Source organism: Desmospora activa DSM 45169 (genome assembly GCF_003046315.1).
GTDB classification, from domain to species: domain Bacteria; phylum Bacillota; class Bacilli; order Thermoactinomycetales; family DSM-45169; genus Desmospora; species Desmospora activa.
The window spans coordinates 2226630-2241073 of record NZ_PZZP01000001.1 but is presented as its reverse complement, the minus strand read 5'-3'; the positions used below and the strand labels follow the sequence as shown (position 1 = coordinate 2241073).

Annotated in this window: 15 protein-coding genes and 2 pseudogenes; 10 read left to right on the top strand and 7 right to left on the bottom strand. The window is 42.1% G+C overall.

Going from position 1 to position 14444, the window contains the following annotated elements; translation table 11 throughout:
* Positions 1-52: 52 nt before the first annotated feature.
* Both C8J48_RS10880 and C8J48_RS10875 read left to right on the top strand, forming a co-directional pair.
* Positions 53-2677, top strand: coding sequence for a phosphoenolpyruvate synthase (locus C8J48_RS10880; protein ID WP_107726704.1), 2625 nt, complete (start codon positions 53-55; stop codon positions 2675-2677).
* 535 nt (positions 2678-3212) lie between these two features.
* Positions 3213-3341, top strand: a pseudogene (locus tag C8J48_RS10875) (NPP1 family protein); the annotation flags it as partial.
* Positions 3342-3425: 84 nt separating this feature from the next.
* Here the strand turns inward: C8J48_RS10875 and C8J48_RS10870 are convergent.
* The 3 genes from C8J48_RS10870 to C8J48_RS10860 form a co-directional block, all read right to left on the bottom strand.
* On the bottom strand, positions 3426-4553 hold the full coding sequence (locus tag C8J48_RS10870) for a Gfo/Idh/MocA family protein (protein ID WP_107726702.1): 1128 nt from the start codon (positions 4551-4553) through the stop codon (positions 3426-3428).
* A gap of 102 nt (positions 4554-4655) precedes the next feature.
* Positions 4656-5072 carry a MarR family winged helix-turn-helix transcriptional regulator gene (locus C8J48_RS10865; protein ID WP_342748245.1) on the bottom strand — a complete coding sequence of 139 codons (417 nt, stop codon included), beginning with the start codon at positions 5070-5072 and terminating at the stop codon, positions 4656-4658.
* Between the two features lie 179 nt (positions 5073-5251).
* Positions 5252-5608 carry a winged helix-turn-helix transcriptional regulator gene (locus C8J48_RS10860; RefSeq protein ID WP_107726700.1) on the bottom strand — a complete coding sequence of 119 codons (357 nt, stop codon included), beginning with the start codon at positions 5606-5608 and terminating at the stop codon, positions 5252-5254.
* Positions 5609-5813: 205 nt separating this feature from the next.
* On the opposite strand from C8J48_RS10860, the gene C8J48_RS10855 reads away from it, so the two are divergent.
* Together C8J48_RS10855 and C8J48_RS10850 are read left to right on the top strand one after the other, a co-directional pair.
* Entirely contained in the window at positions 5814-6488 is a 675-nt protein-coding gene (locus C8J48_RS10855) for a nitroreductase (protein WP_107726698.1), read from the top strand.
* A gap of 406 nt (positions 6489-6894) precedes the next feature.
* A pseudogene (locus tag C8J48_RS10850) lies at positions 6895-7299 on the top strand (sigma-70 family RNA polymerase sigma factor); the annotation flags it as partial.
* Between the two features lie 26 nt (positions 7300-7325).
* Here C8J48_RS10850 and C8J48_RS10845 read toward each other — a convergent pair.
* Positions 7326-8870 carry a recombinase family protein gene (locus C8J48_RS10845; RefSeq protein ID WP_107726693.1) on the bottom strand — a complete coding sequence of 515 codons (1545 nt, stop codon included), beginning with the start codon at positions 8868-8870 and terminating at the stop codon, positions 7326-7328.
* Positions 8871-8944: 74 nt separating this feature from the next.
* Here C8J48_RS10845 and C8J48_RS18745 point away from each other — a divergent pair, with 74 nt between their 5' ends.
* Positions 8945-9091, top strand: coding sequence for a hypothetical protein (locus tag C8J48_RS18745; protein ID WP_170105384.1), 147 nt, complete (start codon positions 8945-8947; stop codon positions 9089-9091).
* A gap of 178 nt (positions 9092-9269) precedes the next feature.
* Here C8J48_RS18745 and C8J48_RS10835 read toward each other — a convergent pair whose 3' ends face one another.
* From C8J48_RS10835 to C8J48_RS10825, 3 genes are all read right to left on the bottom strand, one after another.
* The gene (locus C8J48_RS10835; RefSeq protein ID WP_146160481.1) at positions 9270-9707 is read right to left on the bottom strand and encodes an ImmA/IrrE family metallo-endopeptidase; all 438 of its coding nucleotides are present in this window, start codon (positions 9705-9707) and stop codon (positions 9270-9272) included.
* Positions 9708-9898: 191 nt separating this feature from the next.
* The gene (locus C8J48_RS10830; protein WP_146160480.1) at positions 9899-10087 is read right to left on the bottom strand and encodes a hypothetical protein; all 189 of its coding nucleotides are present in this window, start codon (positions 10085-10087) and stop codon (positions 9899-9901) included.
* Positions 10088-10103: 16 nt separating this feature from the next.
* Positions 10104-10544: a helix-turn-helix domain-containing protein gene (locus C8J48_RS10825; RefSeq protein WP_107726685.1), complete on the bottom strand. Its 441-nt coding sequence runs from the start codon at positions 10542-10544 to the stop codon at positions 10104-10106.
* Positions 10545-10690: 146 nt separating this feature from the next.
* Between C8J48_RS10825 and C8J48_RS10820 the strand changes: the two genes are divergently transcribed.
* The 5 genes from C8J48_RS10820 (at position 10691) to C8J48_RS10805 (ending at position 14385) form a co-directional block, all read left to right on the top strand.
* A complete protein-coding gene (locus tag C8J48_RS10820) occupies positions 10691-10873 on the top strand; it encodes a helix-turn-helix transcriptional regulator (RefSeq protein WP_245891128.1) in 183 nt (60 codons plus the stop codon).
* 63 nt (positions 10874-10936) lie between these two features.
* On the top strand, positions 10937-11143 hold the full coding sequence (locus C8J48_RS10815; RefSeq protein ID WP_107726683.1) for a hypothetical protein: 207 nt from the start codon (positions 10937-10939) through the stop codon (positions 11141-11143).
* A 106-nt stretch (positions 11144-11249) separates the two neighbouring features.
* Positions 11250-11888 (top strand): BRO-N domain-containing protein, encoded by a 639-nt coding sequence (locus C8J48_RS10810; RefSeq protein ID WP_245891127.1) that lies wholly within the window; start codon positions 11250-11252, stop codon positions 11886-11888.
* Between the two features lie 187 nt (positions 11889-12075).
* Positions 12076-12207 (top strand): hypothetical protein, encoded by a 132-nt coding sequence (locus tag C8J48_RS19215; RefSeq protein ID WP_281261203.1) that lies wholly within the window; start codon positions 12076-12078, stop codon positions 12205-12207.
* 72 nt (positions 12208-12279) lie between these two features.
* On the top strand, positions 12280-14385 hold the full coding sequence (locus tag C8J48_RS10805) for a PGAP1-like alpha/beta domain-containing protein (RefSeq protein WP_107726680.1): 2106 nt from the start codon (positions 12280-12282) through the stop codon (positions 14383-14385).
* Positions 14386-14444 lie beyond the last annotated feature (59 nt).

Sequence of the window (14444 nt, the reverse complement as noted above, 5' to 3'; positions counted from 1 at the left end):
ATACGGCGGTTCGGTCTCTTTAGAGTGAATATTTAAATTAGGAGGGCGCAAAATGAATGCTCATGTTTTGTTTTTTGATGAAGTGGATCGTTCCCGTCTGCTTGATGTCGGCGGGAAAGGTGCCAACCTGGGTGAACTGAGCAAAGCCGGTTTTTCTGTGCCCGAGGGATTTTGTGTAACGACAGCGGCGTATAAAGATTTTATCGCTACCAGTTCCGACATGGATGGTCTGTTGGATGAACTGTATACGTTGGATCGAAATGATTTGGAACGCTTGCGCAAGTTGGGAGAATGGATTCGTACCCATTTGCTGCAATTGGAGATCCCTACCCCGATAAAAAATGAGATCATTAAAGCTTGGAAAGCAATCGGTACCCATTATGCATATGCTGTCCGTTCCAGTGCGACGGCTGAGGATCTACCGACGGCATCCTTTGCCGGTCAGCAGGATACCTACTTAAATATCCGGGGAGAAAAAGAACTGCTGCGCCATATCCATCATTGTTGGGCTTCGTTATTTACGGATCGCGCCATCGCTTACCGGGGTAAAAACGGATTCGACCATCGTCAGGTTTATCTGTCAGTCGTTGTGCAGCGGATGGTCCAGCCGGAAATTGCCGGGATTATGTTTACGGCCGATCCCGCTAATGGCAATCGGAAGGTGGTATCCATCGATGCCAGTTATGGATTGGGGGAAGCGATTGTTTCCGGAATCGTATCGGCAGATCTATACAAAGTGAAAACAGGAGAAATCATCCAGAAAAATGTCTCCGAGAAGAAAAAAGGGATCTACGCTTTACCCGAAGGAGGCACAATTACGAAAGATTTGCCAAAAGAGCAGCAAAAACAGCAAACATTAACCGATGAGCAAATTCGAAACATCGCCCGTCTGGGGAAACAGATTGAGGATCACTTTGGTTCTCCCCAGGATGTTGAGTTTTGTGTGGAAAAAGGGAAGGTGTATGTCGTCCAAAGCCGCCCGATTACATCCTTGTATCCGCTGCCAGACATTCGGCAGGAACCGCTTCAAGTTCTGTTCTCTTTTGGTCATTTTCAAATGATGACCGATGCGATCAAGCCACTGGGCATCTCTGTCATCAAAACCTTCGTCCCGTTTCCAAAACAATACATCCAAGAAGCGGGGGGACGCTTATATGTAGATCTGTCGGAAATCTTACGGCATAAAATAGGCCGTAAAATCTTTCCCAAAATCATGATCAATATGGATGAAGCAGCTAGTCGAGCGATTGGCGAAGTGATACAACGGCCGGAATTTTTAGCGATTCCATCCAAACTGTCATTGCAAACGGTCCGTCCCTTCTTGTCGTTTCTCATGAAAGAAGTTTGGAAAAATCTTTTCAAGCGAGATCCGGCAGCAGCGAGAGGTAAGGTAGAAGCATATATGCAACAAACCTGGACAGACCTGCGTGAATCGCTACTAAACGTAAGCGGGGCGAAACGTTTGGAAGTGGTTCAATCTGAATTACTACGCTTTTTTAAAGGATTGATTCCAAATGTAGGGCCGAATATCCTATCCTTTTTCTTATCCGCCATGTTACTGAAGAAACTCCTCATTCGTTGGTTGGGAGACGACAAAGAACTTCATCAGTTAAATAAATCGTTGTCTGGAAATATAACCAGTGAAATGGGACTGCAAATTGGTGATTTAGCCGATTTGCTACGTGAGTTTCCCGAAGTGGAAGCGTATGTAAAGACTGCGGATGACCGGAACTTTTATCACGGATTGGCTGATGTTCCCGACGGAGAGCAGTTTCAACGAGCTTTTGCGAATTTTATCAGCACATACGGATCGCGATGTCCTGGTGAAATCGACCTGACCCGACCGCGTTGGCGTGAAGCTCCTACCCAGCTAATACCGGCCATCTTGGGACATATGCGTAGTGTAGAACCCGGTGAGCATCGCCAAAAGTTTATCCAAGGTGAGCAGGAGGCAAAAGCGGCTGAGCAACGCATTTTGGAGCGGCTCCAAGGCAACCGGTTTAAATACAAGGTAATGAAACGTTTAATCAAGGTTTACCGTTATTATGGCGGACTACGGGAACATCACAAATATTTGCTGACCTTGATTTTGGATGAATGTAAACAAGCGATTCTCACGGAAGCGGAAGACCTGGTCCAGAAAGGGATTCTGCCGGAAGTGGAGGATGCGTATTACCTAACGCTGGAGGAAATGATCCAATTGGCCAAAGGGCAGTTGATCGAAGAGATGCCCCGTTTGCTTGCCGAGCGAAAAGAAAAACATGAATGGCATCAAACCTTGCGACCTCCGAGAGTGATGACGAGTGAAGGGGAAAGTGTGACGGTGTCCAGAACCGGGGAGTTCCCGGCAGGGGCTCTTGTTGGCAGTCCGGTGTCAGCAGGCGTTGTTGAGGGAAAGGCACGGATTGTTCTGAAACCGGAAGAAGCCCAACTTCATCAAGGGGAGATTTTGGTCGCTCCCCATACCGACCCCGGCTGGACGCCTTTGTTTCAATCAGCCCAAGCTCTGGTGACAGAGGTAGGTGGCTTGATGACCCACGGTTCAGTAGTGGCACGTGAGTATGGAATTCCCGCTGTGGTAGGCGTCGATGATGCAACGAAGATGATTCGGCAGGGACAGCGGATTCGGGTGGATGGAAATCAGGGATATGTGGAGGTTTTAAGCGATGGAGAATAGGCTCGGATCGTGAGATGGACGATGCTTCGACAACCTGATGGAGACGATTTGAAAAAGGAGAGTGTACCAATCCGTTTGCGTAAAATCGGGCAGGTGGAAAACAACGATCGGTGTAATCGATCAAAACCGTAAAATACATTAAAATTGTCCTTGTCTACGGTTTCAATTTTTATTCCTCTGCATACTGTGCAAGTATAAAGTCCCGATAGGACGTGAGCAAATGAATCCCTATCGATTTAATATGTCATCGTGTGCCTGTCCGCCGTACTGGTATCCGTTTATCATGCCGCCGCCTTTGATTCCTTGGTGGATGTACCACTGGAATAATCCTCAATACCCACACATTCCGGAAGGGCCGTTACGACCACCCCGTCGCTTTGTTTAACCGACGGTAGTTGCCTCATTGAAAATACAAAACTATTTGCCTACCCTACTCGCTGTACGGAAAACGGGATATGCATTTCAAAAGAGGTGTTTATTATACACTTCAAAAAAATCGGCCTCCTGTGCGTAAAGGAGCCGGGTTTTTGTGCGCGTAATCGGATGGGATGATTTAAATCCTACCGCAAGGAACGCATTAAATACAACCGATTTTGGTGCGGCAAATGTTCCTTTTAATGATGGCAACTTTCGGAACAATTTAGATAAAGCTTGGTTTAGATAAAAACAATTGATTTTGTCACTAAAAAGACAGAAAAAACTACCCAATGTTACATGGGTAGTTTCTATATCTAACATTCTATTTCTATCAATTTATTTTTTGTTCCGTTCCTGTTCGTGAAGATGTTTCAAGTGTATCAAGAAGCTTGTGGCGAGCCAGAGCATGCGCAAAATCAGGGGTAAAGTGTGTGCCTTCACGAATATCCTTCGCAAATTGCGCATACAGTCTTCCCGTATTGCTCGCTAAACCAGCTGGTACATTTTGAGCCAGTTCATAATAAGAAGAGGGAATGACCATCTCACTGACCGTTTTATCTTCCTCACGTCCACCTTCGAGTTTTAAATCAGTTAACTGAAGGTGTCCAGTTGGAGCTGTTAAAATCAAGTCTCCTTTACTTCCATTAATTTCCCAACGCATATTCTCTCCACGAGAGCTACCTCCTCGGTAAAATACAGAGATAGCGGCGCCACTCGTTACTGTACCCATGATAGAAGCATGTTTCGGTGAAGTAAAAGGTATCATTTTATTTTCTTCCAGCAACAGAACTTCTGATTGATTTGCCACAAGGTTTGCTGAAACACTTTTAAAATCACCAATCATGTAAGATAGAGCATCTAAAGCATGAAGAACTGGAACGGATAGAACCGTTACGCCGTTAGTTGCGTCATATACATACGCATAGTTACGGTCTGTTACGTTTCCCCATCCAAAGCCTGATCCCACAAGCGTAGATCCTTGTACATCGCCAATATAACCGTCCGCAATTAAATCACGAATATAACGAATAGCAGGGTGGAAACGGGCTTGTAAGCCTACAGCAGTATGAACACCAGCTTTTTCAGCACGTTTAGCAAGATCTTCTGCTTCTGCAAGACCATTACCAAGTGGCCATTCTGAAAACACCATTTTACCTGCATCTAGCGCAGCAGCGATTAGTTCATGATGATAAGGGACCTTTACTGTTACGACGACTAAATCCACATCAGGGTGATTAACCAAATTCTGATGATGATCAAAAGCTGGTACTCCAAATTCTTTTTCAGCTGCTTCTGCAGATTCACGGCGACTCGTACTTACTGCTCGTAGTTCATAATAATCAGATAGAGCCTTAATGGCTGGGATATGTGCGTTTACTGCCCAACCAGGATTTAACGGGCTTGCTCCAATAATTCCTACACCAATTTTCTTTTTACTCACTTGTTTTTCAGTTGCCATGTTAACACTCCTTTTAAAATCATTTACAATCTCGTTTATAATTAATTTTTCATAAACTATCATTTGATTAGCTTGCTAATTAAATGATTAAAAAGGAGAAAGTTAAAAAAGGTTCTTCTCCATCTGTTTCATGAATCTTCTTAACAGCAAACGTTCCTCAGGTGCAAACCCAGCTAACAACTTCTCTTGTTGTTTTCTCCATCTATCGTAAACGGGTCCCTCAAGATTTCGACCTTCGGGGGTTAAATAAACCCTGCTAACTCTTCCATCTTTTTCATCACGTTGACGATAAACTAGACCTTTTTGTTCAAGAGCTTTCACCATGTTTGTAACAGTAGGTGGTTCACACTTTAGGTGTTCACATAATTGAACTTGAGTAAGTCCATCCTTTGTCCATAGTTTACATAACAAATTATCCTGACCAACATGAAGATTTACATCGTGTAACAATTGGTTGTAGTTTCGGCGCATTTGAGCAGATATTTTATCAAGAAGCTCTCGAATTTCATCTTCAATCATATCGATGATTCCTTGTGGTATTTTAATTAGCAACCTAACTATATCACTCGCTTGTTTTTTGAGTCAACTAAATGAAAAAGAATGTAAACATAGTATGTGCAAACGAATGACTTCTTTTTCTTTCGCAAATATTATAAAGCTCCAAAGATACTATAGTAGTTACACGATTTTTTTTATTTTTATCCTTTTTCTCCAAATTCAATTCCGAATTCCCCCATTAAATCAATAATAGGAATCAATGCCTCCCCTTTTGATGTTAAAGAATATTCAACTCGTGGAGGAATGTTTGGATAAACTTTACGCTTAATTATACCATCTGCTTCTAGCCCTCGAAGTTGTTTTGTAAGCGAGCCTTGAGAGATATTACCCAAAAAGGCTTTAATTTCACTGTAGCGACGTTTCTTAGTTTTTAAAAACCAAAGGATTAAATATTTCCAACGCCCAGAAAGTATATTTTGTGTATAAGCAATACCATACATTTTCGGTTTTTCTTGTATGAATTCTCTATTGAATCCATCTTTGCAAATTCTCGTCATCCTTACACCTCTCTTATCTACCTATAAGTGTGCAAAAAAATGTACTAGGGCCATTTAAATTGCCCTCTTTCAAAAGAGGAACAACGGTTTTATTCTAGTGATGTAACAAAAATACTTAATACGATTCAACCATATCAAATGAGATTGTATTTATCAAAAATCAGTATTTGGAGAAAATCAAAACACAAGAGGAGGTCATTTACTAATGCCTACTAAATCTTTTCAAGAAGTTATACGCTCTCGACAATCTGTGCGTCAATTTCTCTCTACACCTGTTAAGGAAGAAGTAATTCGTGATGTTCTCAAAGATGCTCAGTGTACACCATCGAATTGTAATACCCAGCCTTGGAATGTTCATATTGTTTCAGGTGTAAAGAAAGAGGAGCTGAGCAAAGCTTTAATGCGCGCGAATGAAGAAGGAAATCATACACCAGATTTTACATTTGATATGAATGCCTTTTACGGACGATATGCTGAACGCAAGAACGAGCATGGAAAAACGATTTATGAAGCACAAGGAATAGCTCGGAAAGATTACGAGGGTCGCCAGCAGGTAGCAGCACAAAATTATAACTTTTTTAATGCACCTCATGCTGCTTTCTTATTCATGCCTTCATTTGGAGATAATGTGCGTGTTGCATCTGATATTGGGATGTATGGTCAATCATTTCTTCTAGCGCTCGAGGCACGTGGAATAGGGGGGATTCCCCAGACAGCACTAGGCTTTTTCGCTGACACTGTACGAGACGTTCTTGGAGTATCTGATGACCTCAAGTTATTATTTGGAATATCTTTTGGTTATCCAGATAAACAGGCAGCAATAAATGGTTTTCGGATGGGGCGCGATCCAATTGAGAAGAGCGTGACCTTTCACTGTTAAAACAATATCAATGGAACCTAAAGAAAAAATATATTGCATGGACAGAGAGGCCGAAATGGGTAGCGCATGGATTGAGTATGAAGAAAGAATATTTTAAATAAAAATTATCTAGGAGAGATTTAAAAAGCTTAGAAATATTAGGTTTCAATTTACAGTGATTTACAAAGAAGAATATGAAACTCACAAAATCCCTGGAATGAACTATAAAAAACTTAGAAAGTAATTAGATTTTACTTAATTATGGCTGGTATAGCCAAATGTTAAGGCAAAGGTCTGCAAAAGGGAACTTTAATTTCTTCGTACAGGCACATGCCTAACCGGACACTCATAACCTGATAACACCTGTTTTTGGCAACTTGAGTGGAGGTGATGGGGCGTGCCTGGTTTATTCGCTTCCTTGGCTGTGATGATCCGCGAAGTGATGGTGTTTGTCGCCTACATTAAAAACAATGCTTTTCCCCAGCCGCTAAATGAAAAAGAGGAGGAAAAGTGTCTAAAGTTAATGGCCCAAGGTGACTCGCAAGCCCGCAATACCCTGATCGAACACAACCTTCGCCTAGTCGCACACATCACCAAAAAATTTGAGAATACCAACGAAGACACCGAAGACCTCATCTCCATCGGAACGATCGGCCTAATCAAGGCAATTGAATCCTATCAGCCCAACAAAGGGACCAAATTGGCTACCTATGCTGCTCGTTGTATAGAAAATGAAATCTTGATGCATCTTCGTTCCCTAAAAAAAGCACGTAAGGATGTTTCCCTTCACGATCCGATCGGTACAGATAAGGAGGGGAATGAAATTACCCTTACTCTTTATCTGTATAATGCAGAATACTACAACTTCGGGTAAACAACCAGTGTAAATTGTTCACCGCGTTGATATCGTTCTTTCCGATAGGTAGCCTTCTCCAAGATGTTTTTTAGGAGGAGGTTTTTTTGTTCCGGATTATCTGATTTGGGATAGATATCGAGAACATGTTTCACCTTGGGGATGATATTGACCTGTGCCTCTTGGCGTTCTTCTTCTTGCTTTAAACTCTCGATCGTCTCTTCCAGGACTTTACGCCGATCTTCGATCCGTTCGGCCAGATTCTTTGATCGCTCCAGGTAGGTTTCTTCATCATAGATTCCGCGTTCCAACAGGTCGTGTAAACGGCCTTTTTGTGTTTTTAGGTTCTCCAGTTCCTGTTTGATGTTCTGAATGGAGACCCGTTTCACTTCAATGAGTTGGCTTGAATCATTCGGTAGGGGGTCATTCTGGTCAAATTTCAATTGATAATCATGTAGCCACTCCCGCAGGGTTCTCAATAATTTTTCTTCTACATAAGTGAAGCGAGTGCTTTTGTTATTGCAGTGTCGATTGTAACAGCGTAAGTGACCAGGTTGTTTGGTGTATGGGCGGTATACCATTGAGGCGCCACAAATGTCACAACGGATTAAACCAGCGAGGGGATTTGTGATGCCATTGATGAGTTGGTACGGGACATGATAGCGACGCTTGAGAATATCTTGGGCTTTTTGATAGGTCGCCATTGGGACCAGGGGGGCGTGCTTTCCTTGCACATCGATCCACTCATCTTGTGGACGTGTCTTGGTTTCCCGCCGTTTACTGGGATCTGCGGGCTTCTTATACTCTTTTTTCTTCCATTGGATTCGTCCGGCGTAGACCGCATTTTTGATAATGGCTAAAACAGAGGAGCCTTTCCATTTGCCTCCGTCGTATGCGGTACGTCCCATGCGGTTCAGTTCGTTGGCGATCTTGTTGGAGCCCATTCGCTTGGTGGAATTGTCGTTGGTATACCATTCAAAGATCATTTTAACAATGGGCGCTTGATCTGGATCGGGAGCCAGGTAACGGCCTTTTTCATCCTCCTGTATCTGATATCCATAAGGTGGCCGTGTGCCGATGTAGTTCCCTTCCTCGACGGAGCGGATTCGGCCACCTTGTAGCCGACGCGTGATCACCTTTAATTCCTTTCGGGCCATAAATGCCTCAAACTCAGAGTATTCCTCATCCCACTCATCTTGTAGGTTGTATGTTTTGCGGGGGGTGATGATCTTGGTTCCGCTCTTTTGAAACGTCTCCAGAATAATCCCTTGCTCCCGCATGTTTCCCCGTCCCAAACGATCCATGTCCATCACAAGTACACCATCATAAAATCCGTTCTCTACTTCTTTTAGCAGCTCCATCATCTCTAAACGGTGGATCAGGCTTTCACCGGATACGATCTCTTGACGGATGCGGACAATGTTTAAGTTTTGTTGTTTGGCAATGGTCATTAGGGCTTTTTTATGTTTGGCCAGTGTTTCCCCTTCACCCCTGGCCTCCGCTTCTAAGTCTGCACGGCTCTTTCGAAGGTAAATCGCTACACGTTCCATTGGTTTGTCACCCTCACAAAATTCTATTGTTGTCCGAGTGTCCACATTGCATAGGCTCCACCGAGGTGAGGCTCATGCAGAAATATGATGCCACATATCAAATGGGCGGGACCACTATTCATATTGTGGCCCCACGGATTACGGAGGAAGAAAGGCAGCGACGTCTGAATGAGGTACAACGGGTGATCAGGTTGATCTGGATTGAGATTCATCAAAAGTAATCCTATGCGATTCGCTTTGGTTTTTTCGCATGCTTCTTCCTAAATACAGCTAAACATTCCCAAGAGCAAAAGTGTAGTTCGATCGTACGTTCGGGTTGATGGATAAAAAAAGGAACCCAAAATTGAGGGAACTCATTTCCACCATCTTCATTTTTACAATTATCGCAGATGTGTTTAATCATGATGCCATCCCCACTTTAAGCATTTTTAAACGAAATCGGATCATTTCCTCTGTGACCCTGAAATACTCAGCCAACTCCCACAGATGACGGATTCCCTTCCGAAATGCCCGTAAGAGTTTATCCAATGGAAGAAGGTATTCTGCCGCCCATCGTTTTGCCCGATGTTCATCTTGCGTCAGTTTGTTTCGATCTCGGTACAGTGTGTGAGTAACAGGCACGCCTATTCCGACTGATGTATAGTGATGGCCCAATTCTTCAGCCAATACACATCGGAGGATGGCGGTGTCTTTTTTCAGGGATTCCGATAAGACGATGAAAGCTTGACCAGCATCAACGGCGTAGTAGGCAAGAATCCGACCTTCCAATTTGCTAAACATGACATGGATTCCCTCATAGGCGGCTTGATTGATCAATACTTGAGGTATGATAACCACCTCCAAAACCTATCCCAAAATTCCTTGAAATAAGGAAGCCTGCCTCAAAGTGAAGCAGGTTTTTTGTCTCTATATTGTTATTCGTACGGGAACTCGTGTTTGTGTCCACTTCAAAAGGATTTTTTCAAAAGTTTTACGTCAGTTTCCAGATCATCCACACTCTTCCGCGAAGAACCTACGGGAACTGTAGCTCAACTTGCGACGGCTGTTTGTTCTGCGATGTTATCCACCCGTTCTTCAATCCGGTCAAGTCTTTGGTTAATTTGAACAAACCCTTGGTTCATCTGCTGTTCCATCCTATCAAAACGCTTGTCGATCTGGTCAAATCTTTGATCCATGCCGTTCAGCTTATCAAGAATCAGATCAATTTTGTCATTCATAAACTCCCCCCCGCTCTTATTCTTTTCGCTCATGTTCCTCGCTTTTCCTTCGATCTTCCGCTTCCATCCGTAACCGCTCTTTTCTCACTTCCAAAAGGGACATAATCAGTTCATCCACCTCTTTACTGGTGAGATCGTCGAAGTAATCACCCGATCGATGGAAAAACAAATCCTTGAACTCGTTTTCTTTAATGAACTGTCCAAGTCGTTCCATCGGAGGGAGGTCTTTAAGGTGGGAGGGGTATCCGGTGGGATTATCGGTTCGGCCAGTTAGATAGTCAAGGGTGACATTGAAGAAATCAGCAATACGTTGAGCGGTTTCAAACCCAGGTTCCCGTTTCCCGGTTTCGTACATTGCAAGGGTACTTTTAGCAATACTCAATCGGGTCGCCAACTCAGATTGGGACAAACCCGACTTATTTCTTAAGCTTTTTAGTCGTTCACTAAATGTGTTCATATTTATCACCTAGTCAAAGAATATATCACATTTCGTGATAATTAAACTACGTTCGCAAAAAGTGATTTTTGTTATTGGTTGTTCACGTTTTGTGATCTAAAATTAATTTGTACTGATCACGAATTGTGAACAGGAGGTGTACCCCTGTGAAAAACAAAAAAATGATGGCTCTTCGTGGTGATCGCTCCCAAAAAACTGTCGCCAAAGAACTCGGTATGCCACAAAGTACGTATGCAATGATTGAAGCCGGTCATCGTTTCCCAAGAAGGGATCTTCAATTTCGAATGGCGCGGTATTTTAGAACAACAGTAGATGAACTTTTTTTTTAGTCAATTCGATCACGTAACGAGAACTGGAAGTGAAGCAGGATAAGACAGAAGGGAGCTGATCCAATGCAAACAAAACCAGCACAAAAGTATGACGCTACGTTTCAAATTGGAGGAACCACCATCCATATTGTGGCCCCACAGATAACAGAGGATGAGAGACATCGACGTTTGGATGATGTTCAACGGGTCATCTGGGCAATCTGGCGTTCCATTGAGACTGAAAAAATCCAAAGGGAACCTGGTTCCACAAAACAGCCTCTAAAGCCATAACCGATTGTCAGCGGATTAATTGCCCATGAAGTAAGGACAAGCCTATAAACCATTTTAAATGGAAATGCACATTGAGTCATCAAAAAAATGTGAGGGGTGGGTAAAATTGAAAACCGAGCAATGGAGCGACCACGAAATTCGGTTTGTGGAAGTGAACGGTGAGTGGTGGGCGGTTGCTAAGGATGTTGCAGTGGCATTGGGATACAGTCGATCGAGGGATATGGTTCGAATGCTACGAGAGGATCAAAAGGGGGCGCACTTAATGCGCACCCCTGGAGGAGAACAAGAAGTTACCGTTATCTCCGAAACCGGAATTTATAAAGCCATCATGCGATCAAAACGACCGGAGGCGGAAGAGTTTGAACAGTGGGTTTACAAAGTCATTAAAGAACTTCGCTATCAGAGCGGCTTAGAGGGATTTCAGGTTTTCCGTATGATGGACAAAGACCACCAGAAAAATGCGATGGGCGTTATCAAAGAAACACTGGGCATTCGGGCAGAGAAACAGCATTACATTAAGGCTAATACCGTCGCGAACAAAGCGATTTCTAACAAGCACGGGCATCCGAAAATGGTCAAAAAAGACCACATGACACCGGAAATGTTGAAAGATCGACAGCCCGTTTTAGAAGAGGCAGCGCAACTAACCGCCATCAAGGAAGCATATGAGCTGGATTTCTCCGTATCGGAGGCGATCTATAAGAAATGGAATAAGCAAAAGCAACGGAAGGGGGAGGAATCGTGATAATCAAGGTTTCACTCTGGAGGAGACTGAGGCCAAAACAACGGTTACAACTGCTGGAACGCGTTGCAAGTGCTTATTGGTTACAAAAACAAAAAGAGCTTGCCGCAAGAGCAAGCCACTAAAAAATACAACCTTACTCCCAGCTTACCGTATTGCTAGGCCGGGGGCAACCCAGGGAGAGATCGGGATGGAACTACTGGAGCACAGGAAAGAGTGCACAGATTGGAACTACCTTCACACCGCAAAGGTAAAGATCAGCGGCAAATTGATGACCGACTTTAAACCAGATGTAAAAAACCTTGAATGGAGAAGTCGTTAATGATAATATTGTTTTGCAAAAAAATGAAAATAAAAGGGTGATATCCGTGAAAAAGGTATCAATCATAGTAGCTTGCTTACTGTTTTAAGTACTTTGATTCCTATGACTTCCGTATCTGCATCAGATGTAAACAATCTAACAAAAGAGGATTTAGCAAAAAATCCGGATTTGATTAAGGAATTTCAACAAAAGAAAAGCGAAGAAAGAAAAAAGATGAAACAAAAGGATTCTGACGGTGATGGGTTAACTGATTTTTATGAAAAATGGTCAGCCTTGAATCCTAAATCAAAAGATACAGATAATAATGGTATTCCTGATGGACAAGAAGATACGGACAATGATGGTTTAACAAATTTGGAGGAACAAAAACTAAATACAAATCCTTCAGACCCTGACAGCGATGGTGATGGTATTAATGACAAAGATGAAATTGAAAAGTATGGTACTGATCCTACAAAGAAAGATACAGATCAAGATGGGCTTTCCGATTATTTTGAGATTGAAGTTACTAAAACTGATCCTCTAAATAAGGATTCAAATAATAATGGAATCCTTGATGGAGATGAAGAAAGAGAGTATGAAATTAAGGACAATGAGTGGGGGATAAAAGGATTTGCGATAGGAAAAGGGCATGTTCCAGAGAAATATACAATTCGCCAAACCCCAATATTAATAATGCAAGAAGCTGACTATCAACTAATCTTCGATATTAACTCTACAGATCCATCAATAACCTTTGATCTTCGTATTCCTTTAAAAAGCGCCAATAACAATCCTATTTTGTATAGATACCAATATCGAGATAAAAATAATGTAGGATTGGTGGAAGTTCCAAATCAAAAAATTAATAAACAAGAAAAGTATCTAGAAGTTGAAGTGCAGGGTAGTGATACCTTCGTCGTTGTAGAAAAACCAATCTTCAATTCTTCTATTCCTAAAACAGATAACATAAGAAAATTTAAGCATGATCAGCTTAACGATAATGCTAAGGTCAAGGGTTTGCCTGGGGTAAAAATAAGTGCAGATAAGGTTAGTAAAGATGGCACCATGAAAATAACACAAAAAGCAAAACATGATCTCCCTGATAATAAAACGAAGGACTCAACATATACTGCTGAGTATAAAGTAGTTAATATAATAGATGAAGGAAATGAACAGTTTGCCGAGCTTCAACCAATAACAAATCAATCAGGTTTACCATATGTGATTCTTCTGCATGGCTACGGAGCCTCAGGTATATCTGGAGGGACAAGTGAGTCTATTGGTTTTACCAACGCATGGTCTAATAGCGCACTTTGGAATAGTGATCCTAATTTTGCAGAAGCTGAGCGGGATATTGCAGCATATGAAACTTTTAGTGGAGAATCGTACAATGAAGGCGAGCAACTTTCATATGGTCAACCAGATGTTCACTATATTACTGGGGTATCCGATAGTGAGAATATAGGTCCATTTCTTACCAATGTACCATACCCTGATTGGAATCCTAGTTATACTGAAAATGTTGATTTGTTCATTTTTGAATATGACAACGATGCTCAAGATATCTACCTAAATTCATACCATTTACAGAATTACATCGGGAACATGAAAGCAATGGGAATTATTCCAGGGAATGAAAGGGTCAAATTAGTCGCTCATAGTATGGGAGGACTTGTATCAAGATATATGATTGAGAATATAGATAGTGCGCATGTAGATGAGCTAATGACTATTGGTTCACCTCACTTTGGAAGTGATCTAGTAGATTGGTTAATCTCTGATATGAATCGAAATACAAGTTGTCTATGGAATGAGCCGAAGGATGGATGTTTTCCTTTATCAGGTAATAATTCTGATACCGAATACTCCCTTTTTTTTGCAGGGTATATAAATAATAATTTAGCTAATCTTTCCCATTGGGTAACACCACTGGATAATAGACCGACGGGTATGTCATATGGTGACTGGTACCGGGATGTTTACTTTAAGGGTGATGTATCTGGCGATATAGATGATTATATTGTCAATGTTGACTCAGCTTTCGGAAGTGATTTGGAGTTTTCTAACCCGTTGCCATCCTTAGATGTAACTCAACCTCTTTTAATATATGGTGATTCTAAACATGCGGGTCATAGTGAGATGTTAAAAAATGAAGACTGGGTTCAGTTTAATATTTATATTTACTTACTAACATAAAGAAAATTAATTTTGTCGACAAGCTAAGATGTTGAGACTCGATAGAGTCTCAACATCTT

Bases quoted from the DNA above. Each gene is read 5' to 3' on its own strand.
- C8J48_RS10880 (WP_107726704.1), top strand. From the start codon at position 53: ATGAATGCTCATGTTTTGTTTTTTGATGAAGTGGATCGTTCCCGTCTG.
- C8J48_RS10870 (WP_107726702.1), bottom strand. From the start codon at position 4,553: ATGGCAACTGAAAAACAAGTGAGTAAAAAGAAAATTGGTGTAGGAATT.
- C8J48_RS10865 (WP_342748245.1), bottom strand. From the start codon at position 5,072: ATGATTGAAGATGAAATTCGAGAGCTTCTTGATAAAATATCTGCTCAA.
- C8J48_RS10860 (WP_107726700.1), bottom strand. From the start codon at position 5,608: ATGACGAGAATTTGCAAAGATGGATTCAATAGAGAATTCATACAAGAA.
- C8J48_RS10855 (WP_107726698.1), top strand. From the start codon at position 5,814: ATGCCTACTAAATCTTTTCAAGAAGTTATACGCTCTCGACAATCTGTG.
- C8J48_RS10845 (WP_107726693.1), bottom strand. From the start codon at position 8,870: ATGGAACGTGTAGCGATTTACCTTCGAAAGAGCCGTGCAGACTTAGAA.
- C8J48_RS18745 (WP_170105384.1), top strand. From the start codon at position 8,945: ATGCAGAAATATGATGCCACATATCAAATGGGCGGGACCACTATTCAT.
- C8J48_RS10830 (WP_146160480.1), bottom strand. From the start codon at position 10,087: ATGAATGACAAAATTGATCTGATTCTTGATAAGCTGAACGGCATGGAT.
- C8J48_RS10825 (WP_107726685.1), bottom strand. From the start codon at position 10,544: ATGAACACATTTAGTGAACGACTAAAAAGCTTAAGAAATAAGTCGGGT.
- C8J48_RS10815 (WP_107726683.1), top strand. From the start codon at position 10,937: ATGCAAACAAAACCAGCACAAAAGTATGACGCTACGTTTCAAATTGGA.
- C8J48_RS19215 (WP_281261203.1), top strand. From the start codon at position 12,076: ATGGAACTACTGGAGCACAGGAAAGAGTGCACAGATTGGAACTACCTT.